Source organism: Dyella thailandensis (assembly GCF_050749815.1).
Classification (GTDB): domain Bacteria; phylum Pseudomonadota; class Gammaproteobacteria; order Xanthomonadales; family Rhodanobacteraceae; genus Dyella_A.
In genome coordinates, this window is the sequence record NZ_CP192735.1 from 2,312,747 (window position 1) to 2,331,838 (window position 19,092).

Annotated in this window: 11 protein-coding genes and 1 pseudogene; 2 read left to right on the forward strand and 10 right to left on the reverse strand. The window is 62.1% G+C overall.

Going from position 1 to position 19,092, the window contains the following annotated elements:
- Positions 1–73 precede the first annotated feature (73 nt).
- From hsdR to ACQVBX_RS10865, 9 genes are all read right to left on the reverse strand, one after another.
- Positions 74–3,574, reverse strand: coding sequence for a type I restriction-modification system endonuclease (hsdR, locus tag ACQVBX_RS10825; RefSeq protein ID WP_431634082.1), 3,501 nt, complete (start codon positions 3,572–3,574; stop codon positions 74–76).
- A gap of 167 nt (positions 3,575–3,741) precedes the next feature.
- On the reverse strand, positions 3,742–6,996 hold the full coding sequence (locus ACQVBX_RS10830) for a DEAD/DEAH box helicase (RefSeq protein WP_431634083.1): 3,255 nt from the start codon (positions 6,994–6,996) through the stop codon (positions 3,742–3,744).
- A complete protein-coding gene (locus ACQVBX_RS10835; RefSeq protein WP_431634084.1) occupies positions 6,993–8,615 on the reverse strand; it encodes an EH signature domain-containing protein in 1,623 nt (540 codons plus the stop codon). Before ACQVBX_RS10835 ends, ACQVBX_RS10830 begins: the two co-directional genes overlap by 4 nt.
- Positions 8,600–9,322, reverse strand: a complete 723-nt coding sequence (locus tag ACQVBX_RS10840) for a flagellar motor protein MotB (RefSeq protein ID WP_431634085.1) — start codon at positions 9,320–9,322, stop codon at positions 8,600–8,602. The genes ACQVBX_RS10835 and ACQVBX_RS10840 overlap by 16 nt, the downstream gene beginning before the upstream one ends.
- Before the next feature lie 2 nt (positions 9,323–9,324).
- Entirely contained in the window at positions 9,325–11,202 is a 1,878-nt protein-coding gene (gene zorA, locus ACQVBX_RS10845; protein WP_431634086.1) for an anti-phage ZorAB system protein ZorA, read from the reverse strand.
- Positions 11,203–11,269: 67 nt separating this feature from the next.
- Entirely contained in the window at positions 11,270–12,016 is a 747-nt protein-coding gene (locus tag ACQVBX_RS10850; RefSeq protein ID WP_431634087.1) for an ASCH domain-containing protein, read from the reverse strand.
- A gap of 372 nt (positions 12,017–12,388) precedes the next feature.
- Positions 12,389–13,717 (reverse strand): type II toxin-antitoxin system HipA family toxin, encoded by a 1,329-nt coding sequence (locus ACQVBX_RS10855; protein ID WP_431634088.1) that lies wholly within the window; start codon positions 13,715–13,717, stop codon positions 12,389–12,391.
- On the reverse strand, positions 13,714–14,028 hold the full coding sequence (locus ACQVBX_RS10860; RefSeq protein ID WP_431634090.1) for a helix-turn-helix domain-containing protein: 315 nt from the start codon (positions 14,026–14,028) through the stop codon (positions 13,714–13,716). The genes ACQVBX_RS10855 and ACQVBX_RS10860 overlap by 4 nt, the downstream gene beginning before the upstream one ends.
- A 347-nt stretch (positions 14,029–14,375) precedes the next feature.
- Positions 14,376–15,506, reverse strand: a complete 1,131-nt coding sequence (locus tag ACQVBX_RS10865) for a hypothetical protein (RefSeq protein WP_431634091.1) — start codon at positions 15,504–15,506, stop codon at positions 14,376–14,378.
- A 1,438-nt stretch (positions 15,507–16,944) separates the two neighbouring features.
- Here ACQVBX_RS10865 and ACQVBX_RS10870 point away from each other — a divergent pair.
- Positions 16,945–17,160 carry a hypothetical protein gene (locus tag ACQVBX_RS10870; RefSeq protein WP_431634092.1) on the forward strand — a complete coding sequence of 72 codons (216 nt, stop codon included), beginning with the start codon at positions 16,945–16,947 and terminating at the stop codon, positions 17,158–17,160.
- Positions 17,161–17,356: 196 nt separating this feature from the next.
- The gene (locus ACQVBX_RS10875) at positions 17,357–18,487 is read left to right on the forward strand and encodes a site-specific integrase (protein WP_431634093.1); all 1,131 of its coding nucleotides are present in this window, start codon (positions 17,357–17,359) and stop codon (positions 18,485–18,487) included.
- A 12-nt stretch (positions 18,488–18,499) separates the two neighbouring features.
- Here the strand turns inward: ACQVBX_RS10875 and ACQVBX_RS10880 are convergent.
- Positions 18,500–18,649 (reverse strand): annotated as a pseudogene (locus ACQVBX_RS10880) (leucine zipper domain-containing protein); the annotation flags it as partial.
- Positions 18,650–19,092: the final 443 nt, after the last annotated feature.

Consider the following 19,092-nt stretch of genomic DNA (forward strand, 5'->3'; position numbering starts at 1 on the left):
GCTCATTGAGTGAGCTAATTATGCCCCATATTCGGCTCATGGGACAGCCCACAACCACCAGACACCGACGAACCTAGCCGACCTGATCCCAGAGATGGTCGTTCAACGACTGCAGAACGTCGTCCAGCCGACCGCTGAGCAGCTTGTCCAGCCGCGCCGCCCCGCCGTCCTGCTCGAAATTGCGCTGCACGACCGGGCGATCCACCACCACTTCGTGCACCAGCTGTTGCGCCAGACGCTCCAGCCAACGCCGTTGCACGGGCGTCCAGCTGTGCTCCTGATAGATCCGCTGCATCGCCTTGGCGACGCGCTGATCGAACGGGACAAGCGCCTCGCCCAGGGCAGCCTGCCGGATGTAGCCCACAATGCTGGCGGCGATGGCTTGGTGTGTCTGATCCCGCCAGGCCGTGCTCAAGCTCGCCTCGCTGTAACCGTTTTGATCGAGCAGCAAGCGCACCTCGCGCAACTGCTCCCGCGTGAGATCGCGTGGCCGGTTCACCACCACTCCCAAAGCCACGGACTGATTCAGCTGCTCATGGATGAACTGGTGGAAGCTCTCCAGGTAATCCTCTGGCTTGTCGTGGACGCCGTAGTTCTGTTCGCGCGCCAGCAGGCGGTCCGCATGGGGCGCAATGACCGGATAGTCTTCCGAACCCAGAAGCTGAAGCTCATTCAGCTGGTCCAGCAACTGGACGTGGTCCTGCATGAACCGGGCAGCGCCCCGCGGCCCGAGTTCGCGCAGATGACGGTGAAGGTCCTTGGGTGGCACGCCCCACTGCTCCTCCAGCCGATCGAGCCGCTGCCTTAGCTCCGGCCGGCTTTCAGCCTTGTGGTTGGCGCGGCGCAGAATGCGCATGACGCGTTGCCCCAACTGGTCGAGCACGTCGTCGGCATGCGACTGGCCTTGACGACTGCCTGGCGCCTGCAGACTCCGCTCATCCTGCAACTCGCGCATGAGCTGCTCGATCGTGATGTCGGGATCCTTGACCAGCGGCTTCATGGTGTCGACAGCTTCGAGCGTGGCGTACAGGCCCACGGGATCGAAGATGCGAAACACGGTTTTCCCGATCTCGTCGCAGCGGCGCGTCGCGCGCCCCTTCATCTGCTCATAGAGAATTCGCGAGCGCACACGACGCATGAACACCAGATTGCCGATCTTCGGCACATCAATGCCTGTAGTGAGCAAGTCGACCGTAATGGCGATATTGGGATAGCGCTCGTTCTTGTAGCGACGGATGAGCTGGTCGACCTTGTCGCTCTGTCCCGTAATCACGTCCACCGCCGACTGGTTGTAGCTGTCGCCGTGAAGCCCCTCGAAGGCCGCATCCAGCAGGTGCTTCACACGCACGGCATGGGCCTGGTTGACGCAGAAGATCAGCGTCTTTTCCTCCCCTTCCGGATCCAGCTCCTGGGCCAGCGCCTCGCAGATCACGCGATCGAATTCGGGCGTGATGACCCGGCGATTGAACGACTCGATGTTGAAGTCCAGCTCGTCCTCAAGCTCTGCAGTATCCAGCTCACCGGTACGCGCGTTGACCACACTGACCCGCTCACCCTTGTCGAAGTGGATGCCGTGGCGACCGAGTTGGGTCTCGTAGCGGATCGGCGGCTCATGATCGATCAGCCAGTCGTCCGCCACCGCCTCCCGGTAGCTGTAGGTGAATACCGGCTTCCCGAAGATCTCTGTGGTGTGCTTGGCCGGCGTGGCGGTGAGGCCGATGCGACACGCGTCGAAGTAGTCCAACACGCGGCGGTATTGCGACAGGTATTGCTGGTGGTCGCGCACGACCAGCTCGCCTTCGGTCATCTCCTGATCCAACGTGTAGCCTCGGTGGGCCTCGTCGACAATGACGCAATCGAACTGATCTACCGGTGGAGGTGTGTCGGACTGGAAGATGCGCCGCACCATCGCCTGTACCGTGGCTACCTGGATACGCGTCTCCGCCTCGGCGGCCATGTCGCCGAGTTGCTTGATGTCGTAGATCTGCGAGAGCGTGTGGTTCTGCTCCAGGGTTGCTTCATCGAAAGCATCCAGCGCTTGCTTGCCCAGCGCGCTGCGATCCACCAGGAAAAGGATGCGACGAAAGCGCTCGGCCTTGAGCAAGCGATACATCAAACCGATGATGGTACGGGTCTTACCGGTACCGGTTGCCATAGCGAGCAGGCAGCGCCGCTGATCCTCCGCCAGCGCCCGCTCAACTTCGCCAATGGCTTTACATTGGTAGTCACGGAGCTTGAGGTAAGCAAACCCCTCTTCCTGCAGCTTCTGTTCGGCTGCGGCGCGATCACGCGCAAGAAGGTCCTGCAACCCGGTGGGCGTGTAGAAATCCTGCAGAGCTCGCCGTTGATTGGATGGGCGGCGCAAGTCGCGAAACCAGGTGCCGGACTGTTCAGCCAGCTGGGCCATATAGGGACGCCCGTTGCACGCAAAAGCAAACGGCACCTTGAAGAGGTTGCCCTGACCATCCGGCCAGCCCGAATCCTCGGCTACGACCGGCCACGCGGGCTCTAATCCTTCGGTGAGCCGAAAGTCCCGCGCATAGCGTTCGGCCTGCGGAATACGCTCGGCGACATTTAGACGTTTGCGCTTGGCCTCGACGATGCCAATCGGCGTCATCCCAGCAAACAGCACATAGTCCGCGCAGGCCTTCGGGCTGCTGGTGGGCCACTCGGCGATGGCCTTATTGCGCCCCTTTTCCGGCCGGCCACCCTTGGCATGGATCAGGTCCAACGAATCGGCTTCCCAGCCGGCGGCCTGCAATTGCTGGTCGATGAGGATGCGGGTGAGATCTTCAGTCAGATCGAAGGCATGACTGGCCCGCTGAGTTTTTTTCTGTACTTGTTGCGCGAGCGTCGGACTGGCCGTCAGTTTGGTTCGCTCGATCGCCAATCGCTGCTCGAACTCGGCCTTGAGCGCGGTAAGCTCCGCTTCGCGCGCGGTGGCGCGGCCCTGATAGTCGCGCGCCTCGGCATCCATTGCCTCCGCAAGCGCCATGGACTCAGCCGCTTCACGCCGCTGCAGTTCAATCAGCTCCTGGTTGTGCTGAAGCTCTTGGTGCGAATCGCGCAAGGCAGCGGTGAGCTGCTCAATCTCGCCCCTCAACTCACGCAACGCTTCGCTGGGGTCTCGGGGAGCGACAAAAGGGCCTGGCTTGAAGCCACTGCCAGCCTTGCCGAACGAGCGGTGGTACCAAACCGCCAACTCACGAGCTACCTTCAGCCCATCCAGCGCCTCCCGATGACGTGTGTTGAAACCATGCGCTGCCTTGTTGCCCTCGATCCGAAGCGTGTGGAATAGACCATGGATGGCGGGATCCAGATGAATCTCGCGATGGATCCGGTAGAGCAGCTCGGCCTGCGAGGTCGCCGCATCAAATTCAATGCCTGAGCGGGTAGCCAGATCCTGGGCGAGTGCTTCGCCCAGCTGCCGGAGCTTGATCAGCGTCGTATTGGGGTCGCTGGCGAAGATCTGCTCGGCGGTTCGAGCCAGCTGCAAAAGCACCGGATCATGCTCACCTAGAAAGGCAAAGCCCCCCAAATCCGCCTCCCCGAGGCCCTTACCGGCAGTCGCCATACCAAGTCCGTTTTTCGGTTTGCTCGGATACTAGCGCAGTACCCGCGGGACTCCGATCACCACCGGACCTCCCCTTTTAAATCACTGCCCAGTGATGCATTAGTCGAACATGCCAGACAACATCTTGCGTGCCATAAGAGCAGACACTGCGCAGGACCCATGCTAGCTCAGAGATCGTCAAAGTCTTCGACCGAAAGCTCCTGCGAACCGGACAGCATGTCGCGGGAGAGGTCCCTTTTGTAATCAAGCCGTTCCGCCAGCCGCTCTTCGAACGAAGCGAATCCGGGCCCGGCCACGGTGGGGCAATACACATACACATCCCGGCGCTGGCCGATCCGGTAGGCGCGATCGGTAGCCTGATCCTCCTTGGCCGGGTTCCAGGTGCGGGTGAAGTGGATGACGTGGTTCGCCTCCTGGATGTTCACCCCGAAGCCCACGGCGGACGCGGAGAGGATCAGCACGCCGAACCCATGCTGGGCCTGGAAGGCGTCGATCAGGCTCTGCCGAGATTCGCCCCGGCTCGTGCCGACCGCGGTGGAACCATTGATGATTTGCGGCCGGAAGCCGAACTGGTGCTCGATCGCGCGCTGTAGCAGGCGCTGCAGATCCCGATAGTCGGTGAAGACGATGGCCTTCTCGCCCTGCGCCTTGATCTGGGCGAGACGACCAAGCAGCCACGCCAGCTTGGGCGAAGCGGCGATGTGCTCTCTTACGTGGACGCGCTCATGGTCGTCGCGCAAGGCCGCCAGCGGGTGCGCACAAATCATGCGGAGACGGTGCAACAGATTCAGCATGGACACGCTGCGGCCCTGCCCTTCCTGCTCCTTGGCCTGCCGGTAGGCCGCCACTGCATCCATGTAGGCCAGGCGCTGCGCCGGCGACATCTGAAGCGCGACGGCGGTGTGGTCGGCCTCCTCCCCCATGACCTTGCGGGGCAGCCCCTCGTGCACCTCGTTCTTCATCCGTCGCAGAACCCACGGCTGGATCATGACGCGGAGGCGTTCGACCAGGGCCTCATGCCCCTCCTGCCGGGACTCGATCGACTCCCGGTAGACCTTGGTGAACTGGTTCAAAGCCCCCAGGCAGCCCGGCTGGAAAAAGTCGAACAGGCACCAGAGATCCGCCAGCGAGTTTTCGACCGGCGTGCCGGTACATGCGATCTTGAAGTTGGCGTGCAAGGCCTTGGCCGCCTGGGTCACGAAGGCGGTGGGATTCTTGATCTTCTGGGCCTCGTCGCAGACCACGATGTCCCAATGCTGTCGGGCGATCGACAGCTCGTAATCGCGCAGGGTTTCGTAGGTGGTCAGCACGAGCCGGTAGCCGTCGGCAAAGCCCGGCCGGAGCAGCTTGGTCACGCCGAGCTGGCGCAGATCATCGTCCAGCGCATCGCCACCCGAACGTTTCGAAGCCAGGTCCGAGCCATACAGGCTGAGAACGACGCCATCGGGCCAATCGAGAAACTTGTCGACCTCCTGCTTCCAGTTCTCCAGTAGGGAAACGGGCGCCACCACCAGGCTTGGACGCGCCGAGTGGCAGCGCTGCCAGGCCCACGCGATCAGCGAGAGGGACTGGAGGGTCTTTCCCAAACCCATGTCGTCCGCCAACAGACATCCGGCGATACCCACGCCCTGGTTGCGGTAGCGCTGCTGCATCCAGGCCAGACCGTACGCCTGATGCGGCAACAGGGAGATTTCCGGACGCAGCGCGGCGGGCAGCTCGACCTCCTCCGCACTGACCGCCCCGACGAGATCCTCGACCGCCTCGACGTACTCTAGCGACTCGATGTTGTGATGGATGCGGAGCCCGACCCGCTGGTTCGGCTTCGGATCGGACAGCGGCTTGGGCGGCGTCTTGCCGCCGGACTTGATGCCGAGCTCGCGGAACTCATCCACCAGTGACTCGGCCTGCGGGACCGGCAGATCCACGTCGGATCCGGGGAGGCGCACGGACTCCAGACCCTGTTCCTTGGCCTGCCCGATCGCCTCCTCGAGCTCGTCGATGGAAGCCGGCGTCATCGCGTGATTTCGGACCTCGCCCGACGAGTGATCGACCGTGACCACGCCCACGTCATCGCCGGGGAGCCACTCCTTGCCCTGAGTGCGATGCGGAACGTATGGCACAGCCTGGACTTTGGAATCAAAACCGATCACCCGGCTGCTGAAAGCCCTGAGGTCCAGCACGTCTCCGGCGGCCTGATGCATCTGGGCCACTTCGCTTCGTCCGACCCACTCGGCCAGTTGCGCCAACTGATGCTCGGCCGCCTGATCGAGCAGCAGCTCGCTGCCATCCCAGTGGAAGACGGGGAGACTCCTGGCACGAGATCGGCCTGCCGCGGCCAGAAACTGCTTGGCCTGCCCGAGATTCAGCGTCAGATCTTCGGATGCCGTCTCGTCCTGCGCCTGATGGATGCGAAGCGCGACATGTGCCGGGGTGGAGGCCTCCGGGACGACCTCGAACCGGGCGGGGAGCAACCCGGCATCGCGCCGAGCGGCATTGAACTGCTCCTCGTCAAGCGCCTCGGCGGCGTCATCCCCCAGCACAGCGTACGGGTTGTGGGTGAACATCCTCGCCTGTTCCGCGGAAAGCCGTCGTGCCGGCATCCCCTTCACGACTTCGAGCACGCGGCGCACCGCCGGGCCCGGAGCCACATGGGTCAGACGCCCTCCGGGCTGGACCAGGTCGTAACGCCCCCTCACCTGGCCATAGCGGTCGAAGGTCTCCACGAAGTTGTCCGGGGCGCCATCGGGTAGCGGCCGCACCTCGATTACGGGCAAGCCGAGCGCCTCATCACGTCGAAGGTCGAGCTTCAGCGTGTCGGGCGTACGAATGTCGGTCTTGTCGAGAAAATCGTCCAGCACGGCCCCGCCAGCGATGGCGGCCTGCCTGATCTCGCCGACGGCCCGGAGTCGCTGGTCGGCGTCCAGCGACGCCTGCTCGCGGGCGAACCTAGATAACAGAACAAGCAACTTCCACGAGGGCTCCGGCATCAACCATTGGTCGCAGGAGCGCGTGAGCACGGCTCCCTGTCGATCCAACGAGGCCTCGCCCCATTGGGCCGAAGACCAGTCTCGGACGGCGATCCGGAAGTCGGGATCGGAAATCGCCCCCGTCGACTCCAGCCGAGGAACCCAGTCCGACCGCTCCGGGAGAGCCAGGAGTGGCACGCTGCCCAGGTGGGATTCATCGGAAAGCAGCGCATAAACACTCGCCCACGGAAGCAGGAGCGCGTCATTCGCTTCGAGCGCCGCGCCCTCGAACACGAGCTGCTGGAGATAGGCGACGAGCGGGCGTTCGTCCGGCGCGAGATGATCGCCAGCCCACCACCGTTGCTTGGCATCGGCACCGTTGAAAAAGCGGACACCTTCGCCGGTGTATGCACGTTGGATCGTCTCGCCGGACGGCTTGGATTTACCCCACTTCATGGCAAGTAGAACCCTCGCTTACTGTCCTTCCATCGAAAGCCCATGCTGCGGATCTGCGCGAGCTTTTCAGCGGTTGTCCCACGGCTGGTATAGACCCAAAGCGCGCCACCCTTCGGCCGGTTGTCGATGACCTCAAGACCCATGCTCTTGAGCTTGCTGACCAAGGGATCCTCCGTGGGCACCTGCGCAGGAGTCGGCTTTGGCGTGACTCCGCGCTCGGATCCGGAGGGCGTACGAACGGACTTGTTCACCTTCGAATCGTCGGGAGAAACGCCGACCTCCCGAAGCAGGCCGAGGAATTTTTCCTCCCATGTGGCGCTGGGCTGATGGGTCCACTGATCACCCGTGTGCCGAAGTGTCGTCAGCGGGTAGAAGTCCATTCCCGTCTTGATGATCCCATCGCTCAATCGAATCGCGCGCGCTGCCGTGCCCACCTCGCTGAACTCGATGAACAACCAGCCGCCGATCTGCATCAGGATGGCGTTGTTGGCCGACGTGCTGGCCGTAAGGTCCCCCAGGCGCTCGCCCTTTTTCGCGATAAACGCGCGGACGTCCGGATCGCGGCTACCCCGCAAACGCCCACCCAGCAGTATCTGGGTGTAGGTCATCTGGTCCTTGAAGCGGAGCCAGAACTCCAGCCGCCGCTCGTCGACCATCTTTTCCGTGTTGCACAGCCGGTAGAAATCCTCGAGGTCATCCTTGGCCAGCCAACTGTTGACCATCTGTCGGACGGAGGGTCGGCAGAGATCCCACTTCGTGTTTCTCGCCAGCTGGGGACTTCCCCAGGCCTTCAGCGAGAAATCCATCAGCGACGGATGTAGCGACCGATCTCTCCCCGCGTCATATCGCTCGAGGATGGCTTTCAGGAGCTCATCCCCCACGAGGGGAATCAGGCGGTCAAGCTCGAGGAACGCATCGATTGATGCTCGGAAGGCGGCCTCACCGATCGACGCGATCTGCTGGAAGAGCCTCGACTTGAGCTGCTGCCAGAACCAGCTGGTGGATGGAATATCCACGTGATCACGCAGGTCAGCCAGCAGATCATGCTCACCGGCCACCATCTCGTCGACATAGGGAAGACAGGGCTCGTCACCCAACAGGTGCTCGTGTCGGGTCAAGGTATCCAGCCAGGCGGGACGACCGCGGCGACGCTTCACCACCGGTTCGAGCGTGCGCGAGAGCAGGAGTCTCAAGCGCTTCTGCCAGTCGCCGGCAGGAGCCTGCATGTAGGAGCGGAACAGGCCGCGCCAGTGCGACAGTTTCAGGACCTGGTCGCGTGCTGCCGACTCCCAGTCGTTGAGCAGTTGCTGGGCTACACGCTCGTGATCGAGGATCGACCGGCCACCGAGACCATCAATCGGCTGCGCCAGCGAGTGTGCAAGGACGAAGCGGTGACTTGGCCGCAACTTCCCCATGTCGGATAGCGCCTGCCGCGCAGCGGCCTCCACCCGGTCCGGCCGAATGGCTGCAGAAGTTCCGCCGAAACGCTCCTTGACCTCGGCGACCCGCTCCGCCAACGGCAGATCCGAGGCGGACGGGATCCGTTCCAGGACCAGCTCGGCGAGCAGCATGTCCAGGAAACCCAGATCCAGCATCCGACGGGTCAGCGGAGCATGCATCGGTCGGTCGCCATGACTTGGAAGACAGGCCTGGCCTGGGCGCTGTCGGTATCCGAACCATAGAACTGCAGCTTGAGCTCCACTCGACGACTGGCGTCTTTGGTGGACTTGGCACCGTTGAACGACACGCCACCGGCCAGAAACAGATCCCGAACACGCTGAAGCTGCTGTGGCGTCAGAGAAAGATCGGTATTGCGCTGCGGATCCAGGAGCAGACACATCACCCATTCCGAGCGCTCGAGGCTCAGATGAAGGTTGTACAGGTAGGAACCATCGGTGTCGGTGAAGCCCTCAATGACGACCTGCTTGAGCCACTTGCGGCCCAGAGGATCATCCGCGGCTTGAAGCACCACCGGGACCAGCCGAGCCAGCGCCGGACCTGCGGCGGGAGGGAGGTGGTAGTCATCGTGGCCGAACCGCCCGGTTTCGCCGAAGCTGATGCGGTTGTCTTCGCAGTCCACCTGAACCACGCCGTCGCCGGCCAGCCGGCCCTGGATATTGCTGCAGATCTGCTTGATCTGCTTGGCACGAACGACCTCTTTGTTCTCGACCTGTCGAACCTTGTGCGTGATGGCCACCATGGTGACGGCCATGGCCGCGAGGAACAGCGTCATCATCGCGGTCATGAGATCGGCGTAAGAGATCCAGAAGGGCTTTTCCCCCTCGCTCTTGCCTGTGCTGCTGCGTCTTACGGCTTTGGCGAACATCGTCAGCTCGCCGCATCCACGGACTCGGCGATCTCCTCGAAGGCGCTCTTGAGCATGCCGACCGCATCGCTGAGTTGCTTGTTGTACGTGGCAAGGTTGTGTTCGAGCGCCTGGCTGACGCCCGCACCGAACTTCTCGACCATCTCCACCAATTTGTCCCGAACCTCATCGGTCAGCGACGTGAGCGACTGCCCGGTCTGCTCGGCTTGTTGAGTCAGACGACGCAAATCCTCGAGCATGCCACTCCGGGCCTCGCCCTCGGCCTGAACCAGCTTGCCGAGCCCCTCGAGCCGCGACGTCGCAGTTCCGAGGGAGCCCGTGGCCGTGCTGAGCGACTGTGTCGCACCACTCAGGACGTTGCTGGATTGGGCAATCTGCTGCGCCGACTGGCCAAGCCCCGACTGCAGTGAGGACATCTTTTCGGTCAGAGTACCAAGGCGCTCCACCGCCGCGCGCACGCCGTCCAGCGCCTGCCCAACAGCCAAGGCGCCCTCCTCAAGACCCGAGATCGCCTTGGTGGATACCTCGCCCAGCGACGTCGCCAGAGCGATCCCTCGCTCCTGCGTCTCGCGATTGCTGTTGGCCAGCTGGTCGACCCGGTCGTGCATCGCCTCCATGAGCGCTACGACCGACTGCTCCGAACGCTGACTCATGCTCTCCTGCTGACGCGCCACCTCCTTGACGGACGACTCAACCTGAGCAAGGAGGTTGTTCATGCTGGTGGTCGACTGGCTGGCCTGGAGGCGCTGCTGCTCGCCCATCTGTTCGATCAGGTCGCGCACGGCCTGCTGCATGCCCGAGGTCGACTCGCCGCTGACCCGCTGCATGTCCGTAACCAGCGAGCGCATGGCCGCCTCAACCTGAGCCATGGACTGCGCCGAGGTGCGCATCATCTCGTTGAGCCCGTCCATCTGGCCCCCAAGCGTTTCCTGCATCTTGTCGATGAAGGCACGCATCAGCGTCTCGATCGCGGTGGTCGCCATGCTGGTCTGCTGACCGCTGGCGGTGCGCACCGTGTCGGCGATGTGAGCGAGAGGCTCCTTCAGGCTCCCCTCGATCCGCTCACCGATCTCGGTGGAAAGCTGCTGGGTGGCCGCGATCTGACGCTCTGCAAGCTGTGTCAGCAGTTCCTTCAGATCCTGGACCAGGCTCTCCTTCAACTGACGGGTCTGCGTGGCGTTGTCCTGCGACGAGCGCAGCAGATCCGACAGGTACTCCTCGCCGACGCCAGCACGGAACAAGCCATCCAGCTTCTGCGACACCCGGCCGACCCACTTGGAACAGGCGGCGTAGATCCATTTCTCGGTGACGGTGACGGTCATCGCCAGGATGATCGCCATCATCGAGAAGGAGAAGGCGTGCAGCACATGGCTGAAAAGCCCGCTCAACCCCACCTTGAGCGCGTCCGCATCCACATCGGGATTGAACGCCACGAGGCCTTGGATCAGCCCGTTGAACGTGCCGATGATGCCGAGGCCGGTAAAGATGCCAGGCAGGTGCTTGAAGTATTCCGACCCGATCCTTGGATCAACCGTGGTTTCCAGGTTGATGAAGGATTCCGAGGGGACGGTGGCGCGGACATCGCGCACTTTGCGCTCACCATCACGGATGTCGTACTGGTTATGGAGCGTTTCTTCGTACTCGCTCCAGGCGTGATGGCATGCCGTGCCATCGAACACCTTTTCGAGCTCTCCCCGCAGCGTGGGGCGAGGCTTGTTGGCGAGGGCCTCGATGCGCTCGGCAACGGTCTTGAGCTGTCGCCGAAGCAGCAAGCCACGGGTGGCATAGCGCCACAGATAGTCGAGCAGCAGCACTGCCGAGATCACGGCCAGCGCGACCACGAGAACGCCGCCTGCCAGGACGTCGTGAATAAAGTTCATTGGATTCCCCCCGCTACCGGTTCTGTCAGGAACCAGCGGTACTGCCATTACTACACCATTGGAACGGTCAGACCGCTCCTCTACTGGAACAACTGCTCAGACGCTTCCATGCCATGCCGCTGACGATGCCCCAGTTCCCTTGCGAGTTTGGACGCCGCCAGCGGGGTACTTTCATTTTCCTGAGCGCTTCAAGCGCGTCTGGGAAGCTGTCCACTCGGATCTCCTCGCCTTTAGCCCCGATCGTGAACTGACCGGCCTTCAGCAAATGAGGTCCGAACCAGGTTTGATCCTTCGCTACCGGGACCAGAGGATCCCCTAATGCCATGGACGCATCAGACGTTACAGTCACGGAGCGTGCGCCTGCTTTGCAGGTGGCGGAGGCCACGGCCCTGCCTGCAGCGAAGGACCGGTCGGTCTCCGCGGCAGAGTTTGAATCAATCTGCGTGAGGACCTGGGCAGTCGTAGCCTCATCCAGGTCTACCCAGATCACCGCCCCTGGTGGATGGCGGTACCGAACCGGCTGAGGCAACGGGACGCTGTCAGCCAGCTCCCAGGCGACGTTCCACGCCATGGCCCGGCCACTACGGAACTCTTCCAGCGGCACGCGATGGCGGTCAAGGGAGGCCTCAAGCTCGGGCAACGAGAACGGGCCATGGGTTGCCGTCACCTGCGTGACACCCACCACCTGGCCGCTGCCTTTTCGAATGAGTGCAATCAAGCCTCGACGCAGTGTGTGCCGACTCCGCATCTCCCAAGTCTTCTGGCCCTCAAGGATCAAGCCGATCCAGGGCTCATCAATGACCAGTCCCTTCATGCCATCTCTGTCGCCGCCATGGCGAACAACCTCCGAACTGCAGGCGCGTACTTATGCATCAATCAGGGAAGTTCGACAAGATTTTACGTGCCAAGCAGCTTGCGCGGCTGAGCAGAAATCACCTGCCCCCGCGATCACGCGCATGATCTATCCACCTTAGAAGAATACTAGCGGCACTCGGTCTCACATCTTTAGACGGTAGCCATCAGTCGCAAAAAGGCGCCGTGGCGGTTTAGATTTTCCGCTCGGTCATTTACCTCATAGGCGTATGGTGCTCTGGAATTTGGTGAGGATGAATGCTTTCCCAAATCCAATACATCCAGGCAATTTGGTCGATGCTTGGATTATCCCACATGGTGATGAGGCTTTGGCTCAGTGTTTAGCCAGCAGGTCAGAGCGACCGATGACTTGACGCTTCGTCTTGACAGGCTCTGGTTCCGAAAACTCGGTGTATGCCTCGCCCCAGGACATGCTGCCCAAGGCATAGACCCGCTTGTCGCGGAGTCCTTCAAGGCCTTCCTGCCAGGCGCGCAGCATGCGCTTGCCGATCTCGGTGAATTCGGGGTGCTCGGCCATCGCTGCGCGGACCTGAGAGCCGACGTCAGCCATGGCATCACCGATCCGTTCAACGATAGCGGCCTGCTCCCGTGGCGGTAGGCCGAAGGTGGCGGCGATGAAGGTCTGCAGGCTCTTGCCCGGGTTCCAGGTCTTCTTGCCCATGAAAGAGATGCCCGGAGGGTTCTTCACGTAGTCGGGATAAGCGGCCGTGGTGATCATGTCGTAGGCGGGCGCCAAGTGCACGTTGTCGTGACGGGTATAGAGCAACGCCAGGTTCTTGGCGTGGCAGTCGGCATTGCGCACGGCGTAGCTGAGCAGCAGCAAGCTCGCCATCTGGCGGAACACGTCCGTGCGGTTCGCTGCCGGCACGTGGTCGCGCACGGCCTTGGCGATGCGCTCCCAGGTGGTTTCGTATTTGGCTGCCGGGCGCAGGCCAAGTAGCGCGCAGAAGTCCTCCATACCCCAGTGGCGGGCTCCATGTTGGTCCACGTCGAAGCGAGTGACGACGAGTGCTTGGCCGTCAAGGGAGACTTCCGTTACCGCGGCAGGCATGACCTGGCGCACGACCTGCATGCACAGGTGCTCGTTCAAGGCAACGAAGGGCAGTCGCTGCGAAGAGCCTTTGATGATGTGCCTGTGAGTGAGCAAGGTGACCTTCTTGTGCGGTCCGAGCTGGACATGTTCGGCCGCATCGTCGAGGAACTTTGGCACCACGCCTGATACGCCACTGGTCGCGTGCCGACGCACCAGTTCCGCAAAGGCTTCCTCTGAGTTGTCGCCCTGTAGCAGGGCTGCAACGTCCACTGGAGTGGCGGGCTCATCCAGCCTCGCGCCAGCTGGGGCCACCTGGACACGCCCGATCATGTTCCGGCCGATCACCGACAACAGGGCCATGGGACTGGCGCCGATATGGGGGCCGAATTGCTCCTGTAGCACTTGGAGCAGGTACCCCTCGGGAAGGTTCATCTGGAAGATGGGGTGCAGGACATCGTCCCAGACCCAGGGGTCACGTCGAACGCGCATGGTCAGTGACACGAAGTCGTCTGTGGCGACGTCATCGTGATACGTCATGGTGCTTTTGAAGTCGCCGACCGCTTCCAGCGTGGCCACTTCGCGACCGAGTACATGCACGGCCAAGCTCATGCTTGCCCCCCGCGCTCGCGGCGCAGCTCATCCAATGAACCGGATGATCCCGACTCCACGAACTGAAGCTCCATGTCGAGCGCCGCAAGCACCGCTAGCAACTTCCGCGAACCAAGCTCAGCCAGCTTGCCCCGTTCGAAGCGGGACAAGGTTTCCTGTGGAATGCCAGCACGCAAGGCGACGTCGCCTTGCTTCAAGCCAAGGGCACGCCGCCGAGTGGCTACAGCTTCGCCAAGTTCCAGCACGGTTTGCATTTTGATATATATATCAATGTTTCGGCGCCAGGCCCAATTATTTGATGTAAACGTCAAATTTGCAACCCTGCGTCGCAGAAACTCGGTGCGACCGCGTACCGCCAATACCAAGGACCTTGGAGGCGCGCAGCATTCATGCCAGTGCAAAAAATGGGCTTATCCAAGCGCCTTTGCGGCGCAACCTCGCGGTGCCCAATCGGGGCGATGACGAGAAGATGAGATGGCAAAGGGAAGCAACGGATCAGGTAGCGGCCGGTCGGCGGGCCCCGGTACGGGCGGCAAGACCGCACCAACTGGTAGTCGCGGTCGCGGCCCGGGCAATGCCCGTGCGGGGTGGCCCTCGGGCAATCACGGCATGAAATCGGGCGTCAATAGAAGCACCGGCCCTGCTCGCGGCCGCTAGCTCAAGGGTTCAGCAACCAGTCCGGCGGGGCTGCATCGTCGCTCGGCCTCGCCGGTGCGTAGCTGTCAGCGTGGCGCGCCCACCATTCCAGATATGCCTCACGCCAGCCCGCGCGATCCAAGTGGCCCTTGGCCGCCGGATGATCGGGCATAAGGAGGGTTAAGAGGTGGGCCGCCACGAGATACGGCTCAGCGAGATCAGCAGCAACGTTGAGGGCATCGGGGGACGTGTCGGGCGTCCAGAACTGGGAGTAGACCAGTGTCTGGAATGCCCGACGCGTCATCGGATGTTTCCCACTTCTCAACGCCTGGATGAAGCGTGATCCATCGCCGACGAAGGATCTCGAGAGTTCCGCGCGCACACCCATTTCGGCGACCGTTGGCGATGTGTCTGGCCAGTGGCCATTTCGGACCCGGTGTCCGGCCGAGCCGACAAAGTCCACCAGACGGGCAATGGGATCCATGGGCCGCCTCCGCACGCGGGCTGCCGGCTCAGGCCTCGCGAGAAGTGCGGCAAACCGAGGACGCCGCCCCATCGAATCAGAGCCGGTCACCTCGGTATTCCAGCGACCCAACTCATGGTCAAGAGCCGCTAAGAGCGACAGCGTCATATGCGCGCGGCGGGTCAATACGAGCTCAAGCAGGGCTCGCTCGTCGTCGCCTGGCAGCTCTTGGAGCGGGCGACGTAACCCTGACACAGAGAGCGACGCAGAATAGGCCGGACCGAGATGGGGATCCCGGCGGAGCTTGGACAAGGCTTCCGCGACACTGCAATCCCCCAGCTCGAATAAGTACCGATCCGACGCATCCAGCTGCGCGACCAGCTCTCTCGTGGCGGGGGCGCATTTGTCGCCAAGCAGACCGAGTCCGTAGACCATCATCGCCGAAACGCCTTCAGGCATCCGGTCCTTGCAGAACTGATAGTCGGCGTCGGTAGCGCCGCGCTTTCGCAAGGATCCCAACATCAGCGAGTCGACATGCGCCTGAACTCGCGCGCTCGAAGCGAGCATCGCCTCGTAAGCGCGGCCGCGTTGAAAGGTCATACGACTCAGGCCAGTCGCGTACTCAAAGTACGACGCGGGCGAAAGACCCAGTAGCTTCTGCACGACTTGGATATGTAGGGAGAGCAGCATTTGAAAGCGCCACCTTGTTCTGAGGTGATCTTAAGGGCGGCCGAACTTCCCCTGCGCTGGGCACTTCACCTTGCATGGATTCTAGTCCGTCGGACAACCACCACCCAGATGTGAGAGAGGGCGGCACCGAGCAGCCGTGCCGCCGTTATGTCTGCTTTGGGTTGCTCGTCGCCCGTTGAGCATGCAGATGGGGGCGCGCGCATGGCTGCGGGTGATGCTCTGGAAATGGGCAGTACCAGCAGAGGTACTCAGCGGTCAGCGGAATCAATGGTCAGCCGCACCGGAATCCACGGATCGCCGATACCCGACTGATAGCAATCGAGTCGCATCCAACTGCGAGCCGATGGGCAGCGTGCTCCAGTGATTGAGATCTGGGCGCTAGCATTGGCCATCCCCGGCAGGGCCCTAGGTGAGCCACCCGCTCTAGGGCCGTGCAGCCATGCGCTCTTCGCCAGGCAGACCCGTCAGCTGGCTGACCATATGGCTTATATCCGCCACTAGGTGTTTGTCGGGCGTCGCTGAAGACCACCATGCCGCGCGCCACGTCAAACGCGTAAGTCGTCCCGTGCTTCGCTGGCTTTGTGCCTCCCGCATCGGGGTGTCGGCAAGGGCAAAGAGCGTGGGTGTTTTGGGGGCAACTCCCATTCATCTATCTATCATGGGGAAAGGTGGTTTCCCCAATCAGGGAAGTAGCCAAGGCGAAAGCGCTGTTTCCCCTCCCATGGGGAAACACCCCCATTCCCCATGATAGATATGGGGAAACACCCCTTTTCCCCATGGGGTCTGACCGCCATGCGACGTGTCATTTGATCTGGCCCTCGCAGGTACGACTAGCGGGGTAAGGCGACCACTCTTACCGCAGCCTGCCTACTGACGCAGAACACGATAGCCGTGGCTGGTATGGGCAAAGCACCATGGTGCAGATTCGGATTTCGGGAAACGGCCGTGGCATGCGATGCATGAGCGCCCATGGCTTTTCCTGATGCAGATTCATGCTGAATTTTGCCGTTGGGGACTTCATGGGATCGTTTCTGCATCAGCGCAGAGGGCGCCCGCACAGAAGTATCCGTTTTCACCATGAAAATCATTGACTTGGACGCCAACGACTTTCACCGGAATCTGCACCACCTCTCAATCCAGCAGCATCCCAGACTACGACTAGCAATTCACACGAGGCGATCAAAGGACCTCGTACAGAAAGGGCACGTTCCGGGCAAGGCAGTGCAGAGCGCCTTCGACGCCAGTAGCGGTGTGCTGAGGCACCAAATCGAAACGAGCCCTTGAAACCGGGGGGTTTCCCATGCGTGCAGCGGACCAACACCACTACGGTGGATTCCCCCCTGCGGACATCACGGCAATGCAGAGTGTGCTGCCGAATCGATGCGCCTCTCCGACTGCCTCAGCCGACTGGCGAGCCGGCCTCCGATCAAGACACCCCATGGATCAACCAAACCACATCATCGATGCTGACCACCTGCGCAAGATCAGCGGCAAAAAAAGCGTAGCGGCCATTCGTCGGTGGGCGAGCCGGCAAGGTATCCGCTGCGGCGATGGCGCCGCGGGGCCCTGGACCACACTCGAGGCCCTGAACTTCGCCCTAGGCGTACCCATGTCGCCGGCCGCCAACGATAGCTACGGTGGCGACATTTTGTGACGCCTTCGGAGAGTGGCCAGTTGTCCTGGCTATCCCGCGTACCCGAGCTGACGAGGGAGATTCACCATCTCCTCGATCCAAGGGCACTACGGCGCGAATCGACAAGGCCAAAGCGCGCCGTTTGACGAAGTGTCCAGTTCGCCCCGGGGCCTCTGTCTGCCACCCAAAAGCACCACACGCAGTAGGACGCTAAGCCATGCCGCGTCAACGACGCTACGACCCAACGATTCCGTCCCATATCGATCAGAAGAAGCTGCCGACAGGCGCGTATTGGAACCGGCGCGACCGCAATTGGTACACCATCCTTAGCGAACCGAAGCCCCACCGACAGCGTATCGCTGGGCCCGACGCCCTTATGTCCGAGTTGAACAAGGCGATCGAACAATTGCGTGGGGTGCGGCACGAAACCCTTGACCACATGCTCAGTCACTTTGCCGAGTCTCGCAGATACAAAGAACTTGCTTCGGCAACGCGAGAAGACTACGCGTATTGCCGACTTGCACTGCAGCGCTACAAGACCAAGCTCGGTTGCAGCTTCGCCGAACTGGATCGAACCAAGATCACCACGCCACTGATCCAGAAGCTGATCGACACCATCGCCAGCACTCATCCGAGCAAAGCCAACCATATCAAGCGGTACTTATCTGCGGCCTATAAATGGGGCGTGCAGCGCGGTTACGTCTCAAGCAACCCGGCCCAGATGGTCGAGCAGGCAAAGGAACGCAAGGCACATCGCATGCCTAGCGAGGACACCATGCACAACGTGATTGCGTTCCTGCGCGAGAGAGGTGCGCTCTCAGGGCGCCGCGCAGGCGCGGTGGCACCCTATGTATGGGCGGTGGCAGAGATCGCTTACAGGCTACGCCTGCGCAGCGTGGAAGTGCGAATGCTGACTGATGAGAGCGCGACGGATGAAGGGATCATCGTCGTGCGCACCAAGGGTAGCGCAGGCAACATCACACGCTGGTCTCCGGAGCTTCGTGAGGCATGGGGCTGGCTGGTCGCCCGCCGTGCCCGGATCTGGCTCAAGAAGGGCACACCACAAGCGAAGCAATTACGTCCAGTTGTCGTCGCTGAAGACGGGAGCCCGCTTAGCAAATCGGCACTCAACAGCGCCTGGAAGCGCGCAATGGCTGCCGCCATCGAGGCCAAGGTGATCGGCTCCGATGAACGCTTTGGCCTGCACGGCCTGAAACATCGCGGCGTCACTGACACCCCAGGTACGAAGGCCGACAAGAAGCTAGCCAGCGGGCACAAGTCTGACGCGATGGTCGAGCTCTACGACCATGAGGTCCCAACCGTCAACCCGGCCGGAAAATCACGCTGATTTACGTGGCAATTGGAAGCGAGCCTGCCACTTGTACGCCGTGTGCACACTTACCCCGGCGGCATGGGCTGCCTCGTCCACCCGCAGGCCGTGTTCAAGCACTGGCTCAACGAGCAGGGCTCGACCTAGGGGCGTAAGGCGGGCATGTTTATGCAGGTTCATCATGGGCTCCTGGTGTGCTGGTTGGGTCGCACCTCCAGAATCCCGGGATCGCCTCGGGTGAACACCCCACTGAGAGATCACAGCTAGCGATTGCCCGGATCGGTGTTCCGGGTCGGAACACTTGACGGGATCCGGGAGGCCCCTGCGATAAGGCGCAGCCTGCCACGTACGATTAGCGATCGGCAGTGTGGCCGGGTCAGTGTTCCGACCCGGAACACCATGTCGGGATAAGGCGACCGTTCAGCGAGCGGTATTCAGCCGGTATGAGCTGGCCGGGGCCTCTGAGCATGAAGTGGATGTCCAGCCCGAGGGAACCCAACACGCCCTTAGAGAGTCGCCGTTGCCATTTGGCGCCGTCCGCGCTGGGCGCCCACCGTCGAAGAGATATCTGCACATCGCGACGCGGTATCAGTCGGTGGAACCGCCGGGTTCCACCCCGCTTC

Coding starts and splice junctions, on each gene's coding strand:
- ACQVBX_RS10835 (WP_431634084.1), bottom strand. CDS start 8,615: ATGCATGCTCCGCTGACCCGTCGGATGCTGGATCTGGGTTTCCTGGAC.
- ACQVBX_RS10870 (WP_431634092.1), top strand. CDS start 16,945: ATGGATCAACCAAACCACATCATCGATGCTGACCACCTGCGCAAGATC.
- ACQVBX_RS10855 (WP_431634088.1), bottom strand. CDS start 13,717: ATGAGCTTGGCCGTGCATGTACTCGGTCGCGAAGTGGCCACGCTGGAA.
- ACQVBX_RS10840 (WP_431634085.1), bottom strand. CDS start 9,322: ATGTTCGCCAAAGCCGTAAGACGCAGCAGCACAGGCAAGAGCGAGGGG.
- ACQVBX_RS10830 (WP_431634083.1), bottom strand. CDS start 6,996: ATGAAGTGGGGTAAATCCAAGCCGTCCGGCGAGACGATCCAACGTGCA.
- ACQVBX_RS10850 (WP_431634087.1), bottom strand. CDS start 12,016: ATGAAGGGACTGGTCATTGATGAGCCCTGGATCGGCTTGATCCTTGAG.
- ACQVBX_RS10865 (WP_431634091.1), bottom strand. CDS start 15,506: ATGCTGCTCTCCCTACATATCCAAGTCGTGCAGAAGCTACTGGGTCTT.
- ACQVBX_RS10875 (WP_431634093.1), top strand. CDS start 17,357: ATGCCGCGTCAACGACGCTACGACCCAACGATTCCGTCCCATATCGAT.
- zorA (WP_431634086.1), bottom strand. CDS start 11,202: ATGAACTTTATTCACGACGTCCTGGCAGGCGGCGTTCTCGTGGTCGCG.
- hsdR (WP_431634082.1), bottom strand. CDS start 3,574: ATGGCGACTGCCGGTAAGGGCCTCGGGGAGGCGGATTTGGGGGGCTTT.